Source organism: Rhizobium sp. BR 317 (assembly GCF_047445835.1).
Taxonomy (GTDB): Bacteria; Pseudomonadota; Alphaproteobacteria; order Rhizobiales; family Rhizobiaceae; genus Rhizobium; species Rhizobium paranaense.
The window spans coordinates 24,484-41,559 of the sequence record NZ_JARWLB010000017.1; the positions used below are offsets into that span (position 1 = coordinate 24,484).

The 17,076-nt window shown below is 61.0% G+C and carries 17 protein-coding genes; 13 read left to right on the forward strand and 4 right to left on the reverse strand.

Features of this window, described 5'->3' with window-relative positions; translation table 11 throughout:
- Window positions 1-81: 81 nt before the first annotated feature.
- Genes QD357_RS23340 through QD357_RS23350 form a run of 3 tightly spaced genes read left to right on the forward strand, consistent with a single transcriptional unit; the run spans window position 82 to window position 2,816 of the window.
- Window positions 82-774, forward strand: a complete 693-nt coding sequence (locus tag QD357_RS23340; protein ID WP_107106737.1) for a glutathione S-transferase family protein — start codon at window positions 82-84, stop codon at window positions 772-774.
- Between the two features lie 12 nt (window positions 775-786).
- Window positions 787-1,944, forward strand: coding sequence for a tRNA epoxyqueuosine(34) reductase QueG (gene queG / locus QD357_RS23345; RefSeq protein ID WP_107106736.1), 1,158 nt, complete (start codon window positions 787-789; stop codon window positions 1,942-1,944).
- On the forward strand, window positions 1,944-2,816 hold the full coding sequence (locus QD357_RS23350; protein ID WP_107106735.1) for an SDR family oxidoreductase: 873 nt from the start codon (window positions 1,944-1,946) through the stop codon (window positions 2,814-2,816). The genes queG and QD357_RS23350 overlap by 1 nt, the downstream gene beginning before the upstream one ends.
- Window positions 2,817-3,124: 308 nt before the next feature.
- Here QD357_RS23350 and QD357_RS23355 read toward each other — a convergent pair whose 3' ends face one another.
- Entirely contained in the window at window positions 3,125-3,337 is a 213-nt protein-coding gene (locus QD357_RS23355) for a hypothetical protein (RefSeq protein WP_245407412.1), read from the reverse strand.
- Here QD357_RS23355 and QD357_RS23360 point away from each other — a divergent pair.
- The 6 genes from QD357_RS23360 to QD357_RS23385 all read left to right on the forward strand — a co-directional run bounded on the left by QD357_RS23360 (window position 3,240) and on the right by QD357_RS23385 (window position 10,400).
- A complete protein-coding gene (locus QD357_RS23360; RefSeq protein ID WP_245407408.1) occupies window positions 3,240-3,581 on the forward strand; it encodes a septal ring lytic transglycosylase RlpA family protein in 342 nt (113 codons plus the stop codon). The two genes, QD357_RS23355 and QD357_RS23360, sit on opposite strands and share 98 nt — an antisense overlap.
- A 214-nt stretch (window positions 3,582-3,795) precedes the next feature.
- The gene (locus tag QD357_RS23365; RefSeq protein ID WP_107106733.1) at window positions 3,796-5,085 is read left to right on the forward strand and encodes an RsmB/NOP family class I SAM-dependent RNA methyltransferase; all 1,290 of its coding nucleotides are present in this window, start codon (window positions 3,796-3,798) and stop codon (window positions 5,083-5,085) included.
- Window positions 5,086-5,309: 224 nt separating this feature from the next.
- Window positions 5,310-6,596, forward strand: a complete 1,287-nt coding sequence (locus QD357_RS23370) for an imelysin family protein (protein ID WP_107106732.1) — start codon at window positions 5,310-5,312, stop codon at window positions 6,594-6,596.
- Window positions 6,597-6,641: 45 nt separating this feature from the next.
- A complete protein-coding gene (locus QD357_RS23375) occupies window positions 6,642-8,201 on the forward strand; it encodes a di-heme oxidoredictase family protein (RefSeq protein ID WP_107106731.1) in 1,560 nt (519 codons plus the stop codon).
- Window positions 8,201-9,310, forward strand: a complete 1,110-nt coding sequence (locus QD357_RS23380; RefSeq protein WP_107106730.1) for an imelysin family protein — start codon at window positions 8,201-8,203, stop codon at window positions 9,308-9,310. The genes QD357_RS23375 and QD357_RS23380 overlap by 1 nt, the downstream gene beginning before the upstream one ends.
- Before the next feature lie 4 nt (window positions 9,311-9,314).
- A complete protein-coding gene (locus QD357_RS23385; protein ID WP_107106729.1) occupies window positions 9,315-10,400 on the forward strand; it encodes a DUF1513 domain-containing protein in 1,086 nt (361 codons plus the stop codon).
- A gap of 12 nt (window positions 10,401-10,412) precedes the next feature.
- Here the strand turns inward: QD357_RS23385 and QD357_RS23390 are convergent, their stop codons facing one another.
- Window positions 10,413-11,093 (reverse strand): GntR family transcriptional regulator, encoded by a 681-nt coding sequence (locus QD357_RS23390; protein ID WP_107106728.1) that lies wholly within the window; start codon window positions 11,091-11,093, stop codon window positions 10,413-10,415.
- A gap of 325 nt (window positions 11,094-11,418) precedes the next feature.
- Here QD357_RS23390 and QD357_RS23395 point away from each other — a divergent pair, with 325 nt between their 5' ends.
- Window positions 11,419-12,216: an alpha/beta fold hydrolase gene (locus QD357_RS23395; RefSeq protein ID WP_107106727.1), complete on the forward strand. Its 798-nt coding sequence runs from the start codon at window positions 11,419-11,421 to the stop codon at window positions 12,214-12,216.
- Window positions 12,217-12,231: 15 nt separating this feature from the next.
- Here QD357_RS23395 and QD357_RS23400 read toward each other — a convergent pair whose 3' ends face one another.
- The gene (locus QD357_RS23400; RefSeq protein WP_107107029.1) at window positions 12,232-13,308 is read right to left on the reverse strand and encodes a DUF2252 family protein; all 1,077 of its coding nucleotides are present in this window, start codon (window positions 13,306-13,308) and stop codon (window positions 12,232-12,234) included.
- 161 nt (window positions 13,309-13,469) lie between these two features.
- Between QD357_RS23400 and QD357_RS23405 the strand changes: the two genes are divergently transcribed.
- From QD357_RS23405 to guaA, 3 genes are all read left to right on the forward strand, one after another.
- Entirely contained in the window at window positions 13,470-13,919 is a 450-nt protein-coding gene (locus tag QD357_RS23405) for a PaaI family thioesterase (RefSeq protein ID WP_107106726.1), read from the forward strand.
- A complete protein-coding gene (locus QD357_RS23410) occupies window positions 13,916-14,557 on the forward strand; it encodes a 5'-methylthioadenosine/S-adenosylhomocysteine nucleosidase (protein WP_107106725.1) in 642 nt (213 codons plus the stop codon). The genes QD357_RS23405 and QD357_RS23410 overlap by 4 nt, the downstream gene beginning before the upstream one ends.
- 94 nt (window positions 14,558-14,651) lie before the next feature.
- Window positions 14,652-16,214, forward strand: coding sequence for a glutamine-hydrolyzing GMP synthase (gene guaA / locus QD357_RS23415; protein WP_107106724.1), 1,563 nt, complete (start codon window positions 14,652-14,654; stop codon window positions 16,212-16,214).
- A gap of 145 nt (window positions 16,215-16,359) precedes the next feature.
- On the opposite strand, the gene QD357_RS23420 is transcribed toward guaA, so the two are convergent.
- Window positions 16,360-17,007 (reverse strand): TetR/AcrR family transcriptional regulator, encoded by a 648-nt coding sequence (locus tag QD357_RS23420; protein WP_107107028.1) that lies wholly within the window; start codon window positions 17,005-17,007, stop codon window positions 16,360-16,362.
- Between the last annotated feature and the right edge of the window lie 69 nt (window positions 17,008-17,076).

Consider the following 17,076-nt stretch of genomic DNA (forward strand, 5'->3'; position numbering starts at 1 on the left):
TTCAACCGATGACGTATGACTAGGGCCGCAAATCGTGGCCCGAGACTCTTATAAGCATCAACTGCAAAAGCCCGAGTATCAATGCCGACGCTGTATCATCACTCCATGTCATCTCCGTCACGGTTCGTCCGTCTGATCCTGACCGAATACGGTTATCAGACGGAGTTGATCGAGGAACAGACGTGGGAAAAACGGCGCGATTTTCTGGCGCTCAATCCGGCCGGCACGCTGCCCGTCTATGTTGATGACAGCATGCGTGCGCTCTGCGGCGCGACCGTGATCTCCGAATATCTCGACGAGACGCATGGCGTTTTGAAGCGAGATCGCCGGCTTCTTGCCGAAGACCCGTTCCAGCGCGCCGAAATACGCCGGCTGGCGGAATGGTTCATGCAGAAGATGGAACAGGACGTGACGCGGCCTTTGGTGCGCGAACGCGTATACAAGCTGCAGATGACCGCCGATCAGGGCGGCGGCGCTCCTGACTCCAAGGTGATGCGCATGGCTCGGGGCAATATCCGCCAGCACATGAAGTATCTCTCCTGGCTCGCGGGTTCCCGCCAATGGCTCGCCGGCGACCGGCTGAGCTATGCGGATCTCGCGGCCGCCGCTTCGATTTCCGTCCTCGATTATCTCGGCGAGATCGATTGGGTGGAATCGCCCGTTGCCAAGGAGTGGTATCAGCGGCTGAAATCGCGCCCGTCTTTCCGGCCGATCTTGGCGGAACGCGTGCGCGGCATCACACCCGTATCGCACTACGCCGATCTGGATTTCTGACGAGGGCTGGATATGCCCGAAGACCGTGCCACAGAAAAAGAAAGCAAGCGACGGCGTACGCTGACCGCCTTTCTTCGCGACGAAGCGCGGACGCAGGGTTTCGATCTCTGCCGCATCACTCGGCCAGACGCCATTCCCGAGGCAGGGATCAGGCTCAATCAATTCCTGGAACAAGGCTACCACGGCACCATGGCGTGGATGGAGGAGACGCGCGAACGCCGCGGCGATCCCAACGTGCTCTGGGGGGATGTCCGCTCCATCGCCGTCTTCGGCCTCAACTACGGCCCCGAGGAAGACCCGCGCGGCATTCTGGAGAAACCCGACAAGGCGGCCATCTCCGTCTATGCCCGCAATCGCGACTATCACGACATCATCAAGGGGCGGCTGAAGGAGATCGCCACCCGCTTCGCGGCGCGATCGCAGGAAGACGTCAAGGTCTTCGTCGACACGGCGCCGGTCATGGAAAAACCGCTGGCGGCCGCAGCCGGCCTTGGCTGGCAAGGCAAGCACACCAATCTCGTCAGCCGCACGCACGGTTCCTGGCTGTTTCTCGGCTCGATGTTCACCACGGCCGATCTCGAACCGGATCAGGCGGAGATCGATCATTGCGGCTCCTGCCGCGCCTGTCTCGACGTCTGCCCGACAGCGGCTTTCCCGGCCCCCTACCAGCTCGACGCGCGCCGCTGCATTTCCTATCTGACCATCGAACACAAGGGGCCGATCGATCCGCAGCTTCGGCCGCTGATCGGCAATCGCATCTATGGCTGCGACGACTGTCTCGCCGCCTGTCCCTGGAATAAATTCGCAAACGCTGCCGCGGAGATGAAGCTGATCGCCCGCGATGACCTCAAGGAACCATCGATCGCCTTTCTGCTCGATCTCGACGATGCCGCCTTTCGCACCTTCTTCAGCGGTTCGCCGGTCAAACGCATCGGCCGTGATCGCTTCATTCGCAATGTGCTGATCGCCGCCGGCAATTCCGGGGAGCGCGGCTTAATCCCGGCATGCCGCGGTCTGGCAGGCGATCCCTCGGCCGTGGTGCGCGGCATGGCCGTCTGGGCATTGTCGCGGTTGATGATGGCTGGCGAGTTCCGCACTTTTGCGGCAGAAAGAAGTGACGAACCGGACGCGGATGTGCGCGCGGAATGGACAATGGCGGGAGTTGCGTGATGCATGTGATGATTTTCGGCTGCGGCTATTCGGGAACGGCTATCGCAAAGGCCTTCGCCGGCCCGGGCGTTCGGATCACCGGCACGACCCGTTCGCCCGACAAGACCGGTCCTCTTGGTCAGGAGGGCATCGAAGCTTTCCTCTTCGACGGCGAGACGTTCGATCCCGCATTGAGCGAGACGATGAAATCCGCCTCGCATCTCGTCCAGTCGATCGCGCCCGGCAAGGCGGGTGATCCGCTGCTGCGGCTGGCGCATATGAATATCCGCGCGCTCATGCCGAAGCTCGAATGGGTTTGCTACCTTTCCACCGTCGGCGTATATGGCGACCACAAGGGCGCATGGGTCAGCGAGGAAACACCGCTGCATCCGGTTTCCGACCGCTCGGTCGAACGCGTCGAGGCAGAGGATGGCTGGCACCGCGTCGGCATCAGGCTCGGCATTCCGGTTGCCGTGCTCCGGCTTGCCGGCATCTATGGTCCGGGCCGTAACACTTTCTGCAATCTGGAAAAGGGAACGGCACGGCGGCTGATCAAGGCGAACCAAGTGTTCAACCGCATCCGCGTCGAGGACATCGGCGCCTGCGCCAAGTTCCTCTCCGAGCGTAAGCTGGGCGGCATCTATAATGTCACCGACAACGAACCCGGTCCGCCGCAGGACGTCATCGTCGAGGCGGCCCGTCTCATGGGGATCGAGCCACCGCCGGAACAGGCTTTCGAAACGGCGGAGCTAACGCCGATGGCGCGTTCGTTCTATGGTGAGAACAAGCGTGTTTCGAACGCAAAACTGCGCGCGCTGGGCTTCCCGTTCCGCTATCCTGACTACCGCATGTCGCTCGCCCAACTGTGGTCCTCTGGCCGTTGGCGCGGCTAAACGAACGCGAGATTATCTCCCCAAAAATCGCACGAAAATTCCTACTAACCCATATTGGTTAGTTCAATTTGCTCCACATTTATGGTTAATGGTCTCTGAAATTGCACAAATGCGGCAGCAAATAAGGCGAAGTCAGAAAATTATTTTTTCAAATTTCGTGATCTTCTGCATTGCAACATCGATTTGAGAAAATTCGTTCGGTTTTTAACTGAATTTATTGTGTTTTTTCCATCAAATCTTAGTTTTAGAGATACTCGATATTTATTGTCATAAATCACGAATGTTACAGGCTGTAACATTCCGTGATATTAGCAGGCACTTTTTTGCCATTTTTCGCCCGATTTAAGCCCCCGCCGCTCACCAGGCGTAAGTTCAATTGTTTGAGGGAAAATCGGTTTGAAGAAAATCAATCGCTCTGTTGCGATCGTCGCAACTATATCCGCTGCTTTTGCTATCCTCTCGACGGATGCATTTGCAGCATCGGGATGCGGGGGCGCATCATGGTACGGGGGAAGCTCCAAGACTGCTTCCGGGGAACGCATGAGTTCAGGCAATTTTACTGCCGCTCATCGCTCGCTTGCCTTTGGCACACGCCTGAAGGTGACCAACCGCCACAACGGCCGCAGCGTTGTCGTTCGCATCAACGATCGCGGACCTTTCATTCGCGGACGCGTGCTCGATCTCTCCCGTGCTGCAGCGCAGGGTATCGGCATGGTTGCCTCCGGCACGGCGAGTGTTTGTTACGACGTCGTCGCCTCGAAATAACCGGCGGATTTGCTGGGAACGACCCCGGCGTTTCGGCCTGACGCTTGCTCTCTCCGTCAATCGCGGCTACCACGCGGTTGAGACGTCTCAATAATCTGCCGCCACGTGCTTATTTCGTGCGGATTGATGAGGTGTCAGTGACACTTTAGTGGGCGCATGAGCCTTTCCGGCAACCCACGTGATTTCGGACCATGCGCAAGCAGGAGAATAGTAAATGCGTCTGGGCGGCCGGCTGCAGGGGGCCATCGAAGTTCTTGCCGATATCGAAGCGCGCAAGCGACCGGTGGCTGATGCCCTGAAGGATTGGGGACTGGCCCATCGCTTCGCCGGCTCCGGCGACCGCGCCGCAATCGGCAATATCGTCTACGACGCTCTGCGCATGCGGCTATCCCATGCTTGGCTGATGGGTGACGACAGCCCTTCCGCTCTTGCCCATGCCGTGCTCTTTCGCCAATGGGGCTTAACGCCCGAAAAGCTGGCCGCCGAATTTGAAGGCGACAAATTTGCGCCCGAGCCGCCAAGCGCCGAGGCGCTGGCAGCCTTTGCCACACGCAAGATCGAGGATGCGCCTCGCCATATCCAGGGCGACATTCCGGAATGGGTAGAGCATTCCTTTCAACAGGCATTCGGCGATAGCTGGCTTGCAGAAGCGCAGGCCTTGGCCGAGCGGCCGACGCTCGATCTGCGCGCCAACGCGCTGAAGGCCAGCCGCGACAAGGCCGTGAAGGCACTGGAACGCGCAGGAGCCCATGCTTCGAAGATCGCCCGTTACGGCATCCGCATTCCTGCCGGCGAAGGCGCATCACGCCTGCCGAATGTTACCGCCGAACTTTCTTTCCAAAAGGGCTGGTTCGAGGTGCAGGATGAAGGATCGCAGATCGTTGCCGATCTCGTTTTGCCTGAAGAAGGCGACCAGGTGCTCGACTATTGCGCCGGCGGCGGCGGCAAGACGCTCGCCATGTCGGCAGCAATGCACAATAAGGGCCAGGTCCATGCCTATGATTCCGATCGGCGGCGGCTGGCGCCGATCATCGAGCGCTTGAAGCGCGCCGGCACGCGCAATGTTCAGGTTCATGACGAAAGAAACGGCCTGCTTCCGCTGCGCGGCAGATTCGACAAGGTGCTGGTCGATGCGCCCTGCACCGGCACCGGCACGTGGCGCCGCCGCCCCGATACGAAATGGCGGCTGACGCAAAAGAACCTCGACGAGCGCACCAGCCAGCAGCAGGAAGCGCTGGCTCAGGCTGGCGAATTCGTGCGCCCCGGCGGCATGCTGCTCTATGTCACCTGCTCGGTCCTGCCGGAAGAAAATGAAACGCAGGTCAACCGCTTTGCAGCCAACAATCCGGACTTCGAAGTGGTCGAAGCGCTGAGTTCCTGGGAGAAGCTGTTCGGCGGCGATGCGCCGAAGCCGCGCTCATCGGACGGCAAGACCATCACCCTGACTCCGGCATCGACCGATACCGACGGCTTCTTCTTCTGCCGGCTGCACCGGAAGGGATAGGCTGAGCTCACTCTGCCCGCGGCGAGTGCTTTCGCGCGGGCGGAACGAGATTGTGCGACATCAGCCGCTTTTTCCAGCGAATCCACTCCTTTCCCGATACTGAAACCGATAATTTCCCGCTTTATAATCATTCCAAACTAGAGTGTTTGACACCAGTTTGTTTTTAATACATGAGACAATTTGCCAAGTTTCTGGCGGCGCCCCCGCCGTCACAGGAGAGGATCATGAAACTGAAAATCAATTTTGGCGCCGCCCTGGCGCTGGCCGTCGCCTCGACCGCCATGTCCATCCTTCCGGCGCTTGCGGCCGCGCCCGAGCCGGCCGCCATCATCAAGCATTACGCCGAAGTGGGCCATGCCAAGTATCAGGACGCGCTGACCACGGCGCAGGCGCTGGACAAGGCGATCGACGCATTGCTTGCCAATCCCAGCGACAAGACGCTGAAGGCTGCCCAGGCTGCCTGGATCAAGGCGCGCGTTCCCTACGAGCAGACGGAAGTCTACCGTTTCGGCAATCCCATCGTCGACGATTGGGAAGGTGCAGTGAATTCGTGGCCGCTCGACGAAGGCCTCATCGACTATGTCGACGCCTCCTACGGCACCGAGAGCGATGAGAACTCGCTTTATGTCGCCAATGTCATCGCCAACAAGACGATCAAGATCAACGGCAAGGATGTCGACGCTTCGCATCTGACGCCGGAATTCCTCTCCGGCACGCTGCAACAGGCCGGCGGCGTCGAAGCCAATGTCGCGACCGGCTACCATGCCATCGAATTCCTGCTCTGGGGCCAGGATCTGCACGGCACCGGTCCGGGTGCCGGCGAACGTCCCGCCACCGACTACGACCTGAAGAATTGCACGCACGGCAATTGCGACCGCCGCGCCGAATATCTGAAATCGGCCTCGACCCTGCTCGTCTCCGCCATGCAGGAAATGACCAATGACTGGGCGCCGGATGGTGAAGCCACCAAGCATATCGAAGCCGATCCGAAGGCTGGCCTCGCCGCCATCCTGACCGGCATGGGCTCGCTCTCCTATGGCGAACTCGCCGGCGAGCGCATGAAGCTCGGCCTGCTGCTGCACGATCCCGAGCAAGAGCATGATTGCTTCTCCGACAACACCTACAACTCCCACAACAATGCCGCCATCGGCATCGCTGCGGCCTATAACGGCAATTACACGCGCGTCGACGGCACCAAGATGAAGGGTCCGTCGCTGCACGATCTCGTCGCCGCCAAGGACAAGGCGCTGGACAAGGAGATGGAAGGCAAACTGAACGCGACGCTCGATGCCATGAAGGCCATGGTTCATCGCGGCGAGACGGTCGAGAAGTACGACCAGATGATCGCCGAAGGCAACACCGTCGGCAACGCCACCGTCCAGAAGGCGATCGACGGCCTACTCGATCAGACGAAGAGCATCCAGCGCGTCGTCGCCGACCTCGATCTCGGCACGATCAAGCTTGAAGGCTCGGACAGCCTGGATAATCCTAACGCCGTCTTCAAGAAGTAATAAAGGAGGGCGGCGGCATCCGATGATGCTGCCGCTCTGATCCAGATGATCCGCATTCCGGTTGTCAGCGCATTCTTGCCCGCTCTCGCAGCGGGCTTTCTGGCTTTTGCCGTCACGCTGGCGGCAGCCGATGTTCTGAATTTCCCGACCGTCCGCACCGATCTCTCGGCCGACACCCTGAAGAGGGTTCAGGACGTCACCCGTCCGACCGCGGATTTTTCCAAGGCCGAGCCCTATGAGGCGATGGAGAGCGGCGCGACGACCTCGATCGCGCCCGTCGGCCGCAACATCTTTTCGCAGCCTTCCGCCAATCTGGGCCTGGAGCGTCAAGAGAATTTCCATCTCGGCAATGCGCTGTTTCGCCAGCTCTGGGTCTCTTCGCCCTCTTCCACGCAGGCGACAGACGGGCTGGGGCCATTGTTCAACGCCCGCTCCTGTCAAAGCTGTCATGTCAGGGATGGCCGTGGCCATCCGCCGGAGGCGGCGGGAGCCCCTGCCACTTCGATGGTTCTGCGGCTGGCGCGACCGGCGATTACGCCGGAAGAGGAACAGGCCCTGAAGGATTTCAAGGCGCTGAACTTTCCGGATTCGACCTATGGCGCGCAGTTGCAGGACCTCGCCGTGCCCGGCCTCGCCGCAGAGGGGAAGGTGGCCGTCACCTATACCGAGGAAATGGTGACACTGGCGGGCGGCGAAACCGTTTCGCTGCGCAAGCCGCATTATGCCGTGACCAGCCTCGCCTACGGTCCGCTCGGCGAGACAACGACGATCTCACCGCGTGTTGCCCCCGCGATGATCGGTCTCGGCCTGATCGAAGCCATTCCCGATACGGATATCCTCGCGCATGCCGATCCCGAGGATAAAGATGGCAACGGCATTCGCGGCCGCGCCGCTGTGGTCCGCGACCACCGCACCGGCCAGCTCGTGCTCGGCCGCTTCGGCTGGAGGGCGCAAAATGCTAGCGTGCATGATCAGGTGGCGGACGCCTTCCTCAACGATATCGGCATTTCCACGCCCGACCAGCCGAACGCCCACGGCGACTGCACGGCTAAGGAAGCCCATTGCCTTGCCATGCCGACCGGTGTGCAAAAGCGTCTCGGCGATACGGAAGCACCGGGGCCGATCCTCGATCTCGTCACCTTCTATTCCGAGAACCTCGCCGTGCCCGCGCGCCGCAAGGCAAGCTTTCCCGACGTGCTGCACGGCAAGCAACTCTTTTATCAATCCGGCTGCGCCGCCTGTCATACGCCGAAATTCGTCACCCGTGACGATCTCAAGGGCAGCGACGGCAAGCCTACGGCGCAGGCCTTCCAGCTCATCTGGCCCTATACCGATTTCCTGCTACACGACATGGGCGACGGGCTTTCCGATGGCCAGCAGGTCGGTGTGGCATCCGGACGCGATTGGCGCACACCGCCACTCTGGGGTATAGGCCTGACGCAAACGGTCAGCGGCCAGCAAGCCTACCTGCATGACGGCCGCGCCCGCACACTCACCGAAGCCATCCTCTGGCATGGAGGAGAGGCAGAAAAGGCCCGCAATACGTTCGCAAACCTGCCGCAGAGCGACAGGCAAGCGCTTATCAATTTTCTGGAGTCCCTCTGATGCGCTATTGGAAGCCTTTCGCGGCCGGCCTTTTCCTCAGCCTTGCGGCACTGCCCGCCAGCGCCCAGGACGCGACGGCGAATGGCGCCGGGCTGAACGAGTCAGCCGTGCCGGCAGTACTGCAGAAGGCTATCGATGACGTCATCCGCCCCGGATACCGGGCCGTGCATGACAGCGCCTCGAAGCTGACCACGGCGATGAAAGCACTCTGCGCCGATCCTTCCGCCGCAAGCCTCGCCAGCGCGCAATCCGCCTTCGGCGACACGGTCAAAAGCTGGTCGCGCATCGAGATCGTGCAGACCGGGCCGGTCCTCGAAAAGAACCGTTTCGAACACATCCTCTTCTATCCCGATCGCAAGGGCGTCGGCCTTCGGCAAGTGCAGGCGCTGATCGCCAAGGCCGATGAGCAGGACACTACGGTCGAGGCGGTCGCCGGCAAGAGCGTGGCGCTGATGAGCCTGACGGCGCTGGAATATGTGCTCTATGGCAACGGCTCCATTGTTCTCAGCACCGAAAAGCAAGGTTTTCGCTGCCGCTATGGCGCGGCCGTCGCCGGCAATATCGAAAACACGGCCAAGGATATCGCCGACGAGTGGGACGACCCGAACGGCGTGCAGAAGTCCTGGAAGAATCCCGGCAAGACCAGCGACGACTTCATGGACAACAAGGAAGCTGTGACGGCACTGCTCGGCATCCTCGTGCACGGTGCGGGAAATGTCAGGGATCAGCGGCTCGAGACCTTCTACAAGGGCGATCCCGCTACGGCGCGGCCGAAAATGGCGATCTATTGGCGTTCCGGCGACACCTGGGCCTCGCTGTCCGGCAATCTCGAAGGGCTGAAAACGCTCTGGGAAAAAGCCAGCATGGCCAACCTTCTGCCCGCCGACAAGCGCGATATCGCCGACAAGATCGACGGTCTGCTGAAGGAACTGACCCTGACCGCGCCGACGGTCAATCCCGATATCGAAGCAGCGCTCGGAAACGATACCGAGCGCGCTAAGATCGACAAGCTGCTGAATGTCAGCCGCGACCTCACCACCGCTTTCAGCGACAATTACGGCGGCGCGATTGGCCTTTCCGCCGGTTTCTCCTTCGCTGACGGGGATTGATGGCATGCGCAGCGCGCTGATCGACCGCAGGGCCTTCGTGAAAGCGGCGGGGCTGACTTTCCTGGCTGCCTTGAAACCGGGTGCGCTGATGGCGCTGGAACAGGCTGACGCGGTCTATGCCTCCGGCATCCGTACGTCAGACGGTTCCTTCGCCGTGGCGACGGTCACCGAGCGCGGCCAGATCCTCGATCAGGTGGCGCTGCCGGCCCGTGCCCACGGCATGGCCTTTTCGAAGGCAACCGGCAAGACCGTCGCCTTCGCCCGCCGCCCCGGCACTTATGCGATGATCTTCGATCCCTGGAACAAGGGAGAGCCAATCGTCATCACTGCGCACGAGGGCCGGCATTTCTATGGTCATGGCACGTTTTCCCCTGACGGAAAGCTGCTTTACGCCAGCGAGAACGACTTCGACAACAACAGGGGCATGATCGGCATCTACGACGCCCGCAATCGCTTCGCGCGCATCGGCGAATACGAAACCTACGGCACCGGCCCGCATGACATGACCGTTTCCGACGACGGGAGGCTGTTGATCGTCGCCAATGGCGGCATCGAGACCCATCCTGATTTCGGCCGAACCAAGCTCAACCTCGATCACATGGAGCCGTCGCTGACGCTGATCGAGGCAGCAAGCGGCCGGCTGATCGAAAAGCACGCCCTGCCGCCGCAATATGCCCAGGTCTCCACCCGCCATGTCGACATCGACGCGCAAGGCCGGATCTGGTTCGCCTGCCAATATGAAGGCCATCGCAGCGACCTGCCGCCGCTCGTCGGCCATTTCTCCAAGGGAGAGGACCTGACCTTCATCTCCTTGCCCGACGACACCACCCGCGCCCTCGGCAACTACGTCGGCGCCATCGCCGTCAACCGCGCCGAAAACCTTGTCGGCGTCACCTCACCGGTCCAAGGCACGTCGGTGACGCTCGATGCGAAGACCGGGGCGGTGTTGAAGGTGGAAAGCATCGCCGATGCAGCCGGCATCGCGCCGGCGCAGCATGGCTTTGCCGTTTCCTCCTATGACGGCGCTTTCCTCGGCGAGCACAGCGATGTCGCCTGGGATCAGCACATCGTGCGCATCGCCCGCGCCTGATCTGGGCGCTGCCTAAGCCAGCTTGTTGGCTTCGATGAAGCGCCGCAATGTCGTCGCCGCATTCAGCATATGTGCCCGCATACGGCGCGACGCCAGTTCCCCGTCACCCTCTGCGATTGCCTGCATAATGGCTTCATGCTCCGCCCTGGATCGATCGAGGCGCTGTTCCTGTTGCAATTGCGCGCGGCGGAAGGCCATCAGACGATTGTGTATCGCGATCGCCTGTTCGGCGAGGAAGCTGTTGTGGGTCGCGTGATAGATCGCCTCGTGGAACGCACGGTTGAACGTGTCATAGGCGTCAAAATCGCCTTTTTTCACGATAGCTTCGGATGAATCGTGCAGTTCGATCAGGTGGCTGCGCTCCAAGGGCGTCATGCGATAGGTGGCGAGCCTCACGCACATTGCCTCGATTTCGGCTACCGTCTCGAACATGTCCATGATGCGTTCGGGTGTCATGCGGGCGACGACCACCCCGCGCCGCGCTCGCATTTCCACCAGACCGTTCGCTGCCAGTTGCCTCAATGCCTCGCGAACCGGGGTACGCGAGGCGCCGAAGCGATCGGCAAGCTGCTGTTCGTCCAGTGCGGCGCCTGCCTCAAGCTTACCGGCGGCGATCTCATCCGCTAGCGCGTTGCGGATGCGATCGGACAACAACTCGCGATCCTCTATCGTGTCATCCGATTCATCAGTCATTCCTCATTCTCCCTTGTCGCTTGTATGCAAAGATGCTTCGACCGCCTCATCTTGCATGCAAATACTCGATCACGCAACCGTTACGCATCCAATTATTGACTGATATCGCATTTAAGAATACAAGAATGCTCAACGGGCTTGCTTTTGCATACACAAAGCAGCCTCGATACCCAGCCGGAATGCAAGACGGGGCGCATTCGATCGGTGTGTTTGGGCAGATGCCGCTCCCAGAAGTACGAAACCCGCAAGAAGCTCACCGCTCCGATATCCGGCGCGGACGGCTTTCTGTCGCCCATTTATCCTCTACGCCATAAGGATCACGATGATGATGATGACCAGACGGAATTTCTCGACCGCGCTCATTGCCGGCGCCGCCGCTTCCTTAGTCTCCTCACGCGGCACGGCCGCCAGCAGCCCAACCTCAAGCCCGGTGACGCCGGCGCCATCGAAGGCCCGCAACGTCGTCCTTGTACACGGGCTCTTCGCAGACGGCTCCTGCTGGACGGAAGTCATCGCGCGGCTGCAGGCCAAAGGGCTGAATTGCACGGCCGTACAAAATCCATTGACGACGCTTCCCGAAGCGGTCGCATCGGCACAGCGCGTTCTCGATCGCCAGGATGGCCCGACTGTCCTTGTTGGCCATTCCTTCTCCGGCATGATCGTGACGGAAGCCGGTGTGCATCCGAAGGTCTCTTCTCTGGTCTATGTCGCAGCCCGCGCACCGGATGCAGGCGAAGACTATACGGCACTCGCCAAGACATATCCGACGCCTCCGGCATCGGCAGGCATCGTCTTCGACGGCGATGAAGGGCGGTTGACTGAGGAAGCTTTCCTGCGGGATTTCGCCGGCGATCTGCCCAGGGCCAAGGCAGAGGTGCTTTATGCCGTGCAGCAGCCCTTCCATACGGCGTTGCTGACCGGCAAGACCAGCCAAGCCGCCTGGCGCACCAAGCCGAGCTGGTACGCGGTCTCCACCGAAGACAGGACGATCAATCCGGATCTGGAACGCTTCATGGCAAAACGCATGGGCGCCAAGACCATCGAGGTGAAGGCCAGCCATCTCGCGCTGATCTCGCATCCCGATACGATCGCCCATATGATCCTGGAAGCCGCCGGGTATTGACCGGTTTTTGCCGGTCTAACCCTTCGCCGCGAACTCCGCCTGCTCCATGCCGATCGCAACAGCCGCCGCCTTGGCGGAGTTCCTCAGCCAGTCCACCTCCCTCTTGTCGAGGTCAGCCAAAATCCCCGGAATGCGGGAGGCGTCATCGGCATGGCAATTGGCGATCTCGAAGCCCATCAGGTCGAGCATGGCCGGCGACAGCAGGATTTGTGCATCACCCTCGACCTCGATTTTACGGCTGTTCGGCGAGAGGCGACGGACCAGCAGCTTGTCGACCACCTGATAGCGCGGATCGGGAGAGCGGGCGCGGCCGGAGGCAATGACCGCCGTATGGATCGTCGTGTCCGATGGGTTGTGTCGAAGCGACCAGGCGGATTGGGCAAGTGCCTTGACCTCGCGGAGAACCGGCCCGCCGCGCCATTCGACATCAGCGATAAAGCGTGGGCGGCCGAGGCTGCCGGTGCCGGCCGTGCGCGGCTTAGCGACAAACGGAAGTTTCTCATCCGGCAGCGATTGCCGCAGCACGTCAAGATAAGGCGTGGGTACCGGTTTGGCCGGGGGCGGCAGATCGCGATATTTGTCCCAGAATTCCTTGCGCTCGGCATTCGAGAGGATGACGTCGTTGCGCAGCCACTTGTAATCCCGCTCCAGAATGACCGGTGACGGCGCGTTCAATCCGCGGCGATAACCACCGAGGATGGCTTCGGCGATGGCGCGCGGCGTTGGCGCTGTGGTGCCCCGTGCAAGGATCGCGCTCGTTGCCAGGCGCACGAGGTCCAGCGCATAGGGCATGACAGCCGCATCGTCGAAATCGTTGGCACCCCAGACCAACCGCCCCTCTTCATCGCGCCAAGTGCCGAAATTCTCCAGATGCGTATCGCCGATCGCCAGCACCTGCGGTGCGCTCGCGAGATCGGGACACATATCGAAGATGGTCTCGGCCCAGCGCCAATAGGTGGCGCGCAGGAAGACGAAACCGCCGCTCTTCATCTTCTTGTATTTCTTTTGGAGATCGGCCTCGACAAGATCGGCGCCCAATTGCGCCCGCATCCAGGTTTCAAAGGCCTTGGTCGATTGCAGGATCGTCGTCATCTCGGGTTCCATCTCGAATCTGTTGATGGCCATATCGAATACCCACCATCATGGGAAAAAAATGTCGATGGCGCGTCATTCTTCAAAAGGCGAATTCTACCGCAGTACCCTTGTCCAAACCGCCTCTCCATGCCAATTTCGCACCCGCGAAAGGGAATGGGATGACTGGAGAAAGCAGCGGCGACTTTCGGGCGCGCATTCGGACGAGTTTCGAGCGACAGGCGGCGATGGCGACCATCGGCGCAGAACTGACGCGCGTCGAGCATGGCACGGTCGAGATCGAGCTGCCGTTCGACGTCAAGCTGACGCAGCAACACGGCATCCTGCACGCAGGCATCATCGCCGCCGCGCTGGATTCGGCCTGCGGATTTGCGGCCTACAGCGTCATCGATCCCACGGCATCTATTCTCACGATCGAATTCAAGATCAATCTGATGTCACCGGGACGCGGCGAGCGCTTTCTGTTCCGCGGCGATGTTACCAAGCCCGGCACCACCATCATTGTCGCCGATGGGCGAGGCTATGCCATAGGCGACGGGCCTGCCAAGCTGATTGCCTCCATGACCGGGACGATGATGGTCATCCGAGGCCGAGAGGGAATTACCGGATGAAATTCGAACTGAAACGCGTGTCGGGAAAATCGATCCTGTTCGTCATGGCGGCAGAGGCAGAATACGGCCCGTTCCTCCGCTCCCGCATCGATCCGCTGATGACCGGCGTCGGCCCGGTCGAGGCGGCCATTGTCATGACGCGGGCGCTCGCTCAGCTCGAAGCACAGGACGATCTGCCGGACATGGTGGTTTCGCTGGGTTCGGCCGGCTCGGCGAAGCTGGAACAGACCGAGGTCTACCAGGTCACCTCCGTTTCCTATCGCGACATGGACGCTTCGCCGCTCGGCTTCGAGAAGGGCCGCACGCCATTCCTCGACCTGCCCGCAGCGATCGAGATGCCGCTGCGCATTCCCGCCATTCCGGAAGCGAGCCTCTCGACCGGCGGCAATGTCATCTCCGGCGCGGAAGCCTATGGCCGGATCGCCGCCGACATGGTGGATATGGAAACCTTCTCCGTGCTGCGTGTCTGCCAGATCTACGACCGGCCGCTGATCGGACTGCGCGGCATTTCCGATGGCGTGGTCGAGCTGCAGCACATTTCCGGCTGGACCGAATATCTGCATGTCATCGACCGCAAGCTCTCCTATGCCGTCGACGCGCTGTTCACGGCACTGGAAGACGGCGTTTTCTGGTTCTGAGCGGCGCAACGGCTGATACAATGGGGACAATAAAATCGGCACCGGCTTGATTTGCCGGATTGCCAGGGAAAGCGCTTTTCATTAAAGGCTCGCCATGACCCAGACAGCACATCCAGACACCGTTCTCATCGTCGATTTTGGCAGCCAGGTGACCCAGCTCATCGCACGGCGTGTGCGCGAAGCGGGCGTCTATTGCGAGATCGTCCCCTTCCAATCCGCCGAAGCCGGCTTCAAGCGGCTGCAGCCGAAAGCCGTGATCCTGTCCGGCAGCCCGGCCTCGACCGTGGATGAAGGCTCACCGCGGGCACCGCAGATCATCTTCGACAGCGGCATCCCGGTCTTCGGTATCTGCTACGGCCAGCAGACCATGTGCATGCAGCTCGGCGGCAAGGTGGAAAGCGGCCATCACCGCGAATTCGGCCGCGCCTTCCTGGAAGTCAACAAGGATTGCGCCCTCTTCGAAGGCCTGTGGTCGAATGGTTCGCGCCATCAGGTGTGGATGAGCCACGGCGATCGCGTCACCGCGCTGCCGGAAGGCTTCGAAGTCGTCGCCACCTCCTCGAACGCGCCCTATGCCTTCATCGCCAACGAGAAGCGCAAATATTACGGCGTGCAGTTCCATCCGGAAGTGGTGCATACACCTGACGGCGCCAAGCTGATCAGCAACTTCATCCACAATATTGCAGGGATCAAGGGCGACTGGTCGATGTCGGCCTATCGCGCCAAGGCGGTGCAAGCGATCCGTGAACAGGTCGGCGACAAGCGCGTCATCTGCGCGCTCTCCGGCGGCGTCGATTCCTCCGTCGCGGCACTGCTGATCCACGAGGCGGTCGGCGACCAGCTCACCTGCATCCTCGTTGACCACGGTTTGATGCGCAAGGATGAGGCCGCGAACGTCGTTGCGATGTTCCGCGAGCACTACAATCTGCATCTGTTGCATGTGGACGCTTCCGACCGTTTCATCGGCGAGCTCGAGGGCGTCAGCGACCCAGAAACCAAGCGCAAGATCATCGGCCGCCTCTTCATCGAAACCTTCGAGGAAGAAGCCAAGAAGCTCGGCGGCGCCGATTTCCTCGGCCAGGGCACGCTCTATCCCGATGTCATCGAGAGCGTTTCCTTCACCGGCGGCCCCTCGGTCACCATCAAGTCGCACCACAATGTCGGCGGCTTGCCGGAGCGCATGAAGATGCAGCTCGTCGAGCCGCTGCGCGAACTCTTCAAGGATGAAGTGCGCGTGCTCGGCAAGGAGCTCGGCCTGCCCGACAGCTTCATCGGCCGCCACCCCTTCCCCGGCCCCGGCCTCGCCATCCGCTGCCCCGGCGGCATCACCCGCGAGAAGCTGGAGATCCTGCGCGAAGCCGATGCCATCTATCTCGATGAAATCCGCAAGGCTGGCCTCTATGACGCCATCTGGCAGGCCTTCGCCGTGCTTCTGCCGGTTCAGACTGTCGGCGTCATGGGCGACGGCCGCACCTACGAATTCGTCTGCGCGCTCCGCGCAGTCACCTCCGTCGATGGCATGACCGCGGATTTCTATCACTACGACATGGAATTCCTCGGCCGCGCCGCAACCCGCATCATCAACGAAGTCCGCGGCATCAACCGCGTGGTCTACGACGTCACGTCGAAGCCGCCCGGCACGATCGAGTGGGAGTGAGGGGGAACGGCGGTGATCGCGCAGTCTAAGCGCCAATTTTCGCTGCCGTCCCTGTTTCATCCATTTGGGCGGCGCTTGAATGGTGCCTCCCAAAAAAGCGGGTATTATTGGTTGCTCACCGCCCTCCTTCGCGGCCTCGTCTAGGCTATCCGCCCGCGTGGTCGTTGCCACCGTGCGCGGCAATGAACATGGCGACGGCCGACCGGCAATAGGATTCGATCTCATTATCATCCTCCGCTCTCGCCTCATCGAAGCGTGCGATAATCAGGAGATCGGAGCCTTTGAAAAGCGCGGCAAACAAGCGGGCGGACCGGAGAGGATCGGGCACGTTCAGAGCCCCCTTCGCGTGCAATTGACGCAACAGGGCCTCGATTTGGGCGATGATATGGGCGGGGCCGGCTTCGTAATGGAGCTTGCTCAACGACTTTTGACTCGCGACGTCGGCCATGACCATGGCTTCGACACTGCGCACGTCCGGGCGCAACAGCGTGCGAAGCAGCGATGATCCCACCGCCATGAGCTGATCTTCGGCCGAACCGGCGACGCCTTCAAAAAGGGCCTGTGGTATTAACTGCTGGCAGCGGGCCGCAAACGCCGCGCCAAACAGCGCCTCCTTGTTCTCGAAGTGCCTGTAAATGCTGAGCTTGGATATCTTCGCTCGCTGGGCGACCTTGTCCAAGGTCGTCGCTTGAAAACCCAATTCCGCAAAGAGTTCGCCCGCGGCGTCGACGATCGTTTGGCCAAGCGCCTCGTTGGCGGGCCGGCCGCGCCGGCCCTGGCTATTTTCGGTCACGTACAATTCCAGTCCTTGACAGTATCCTAATTCCTGAATTATGATACCATATAGTATCCAAAATGTGCA

What these genes read in the sequence shown, in the direction of transcription:
- QD357_RS23350 (WP_107106735.1), top strand. Translation starts at nt 1,944, where the DNA reads ATGCATGTGATGATTTTCGGCTGCGGCTATTCGGGAACGGCTATCGCA.
- QD357_RS23365 (WP_107106733.1), top strand. Translation starts at nt 3,796, where the DNA reads ATGCGTCTGGGCGGCCGGCTGCAGGGGGCCATCGAAGTTCTTGCCGAT.
- QD357_RS23390 (WP_107106728.1), bottom strand. Translation starts at nt 11,093, where the DNA reads ATGACTGATGAATCGGATGACACGATAGAGGATCGCGAGTTGTTGTCC.
- QD357_RS23410 (WP_107106725.1), top strand. Translation starts at nt 13,916, where the DNA reads ATGAAATTCGAACTGAAACGCGTGTCGGGAAAATCGATCCTGTTCGTC.
- QD357_RS23370 (WP_107106732.1), top strand. Translation starts at nt 5,310, where the DNA reads ATGAAACTGAAAATCAATTTTGGCGCCGCCCTGGCGCTGGCCGTCGCC.
- guaA (WP_107106724.1), top strand. Translation starts at nt 14,652, where the DNA reads ATGACCCAGACAGCACATCCAGACACCGTTCTCATCGTCGATTTTGGC.
- queG (WP_107106736.1), top strand. Translation starts at nt 787, where the DNA reads ATGCCCGAAGACCGTGCCACAGAAAAAGAAAGCAAGCGACGGCGTACG.
- QD357_RS23395 (WP_107106727.1), top strand. Translation starts at nt 11,419, where the DNA reads ATGATGATGACCAGACGGAATTTCTCGACCGCGCTCATTGCCGGCGCC.
- QD357_RS23375 (WP_107106731.1), top strand. Translation starts at nt 6,642, where the DNA reads ATGATCCGCATTCCGGTTGTCAGCGCATTCTTGCCCGCTCTCGCAGCG.
- QD357_RS23340 (WP_107106737.1), top strand. Translation starts at nt 82, where the DNA reads ATGCCGACGCTGTATCATCACTCCATGTCATCTCCGTCACGGTTCGTC.
- QD357_RS23405 (WP_107106726.1), top strand. Translation starts at nt 13,470, where the DNA reads ATGACTGGAGAAAGCAGCGGCGACTTTCGGGCGCGCATTCGGACGAGT.
- QD357_RS23385 (WP_107106729.1), top strand. Translation starts at nt 9,315, where the DNA reads ATGCGCAGCGCGCTGATCGACCGCAGGGCCTTCGTGAAAGCGGCGGGG.
- QD357_RS23400 (WP_107107029.1), bottom strand. Translation starts at nt 13,308, where the DNA reads ATGACGACGATCCTGCAATCGACCAAGGCCTTTGAAACCTGGATGCGG.
- QD357_RS23380 (WP_107106730.1), top strand. Translation starts at nt 8,201, where the DNA reads ATGCGCTATTGGAAGCCTTTCGCGGCCGGCCTTTTCCTCAGCCTTGCG.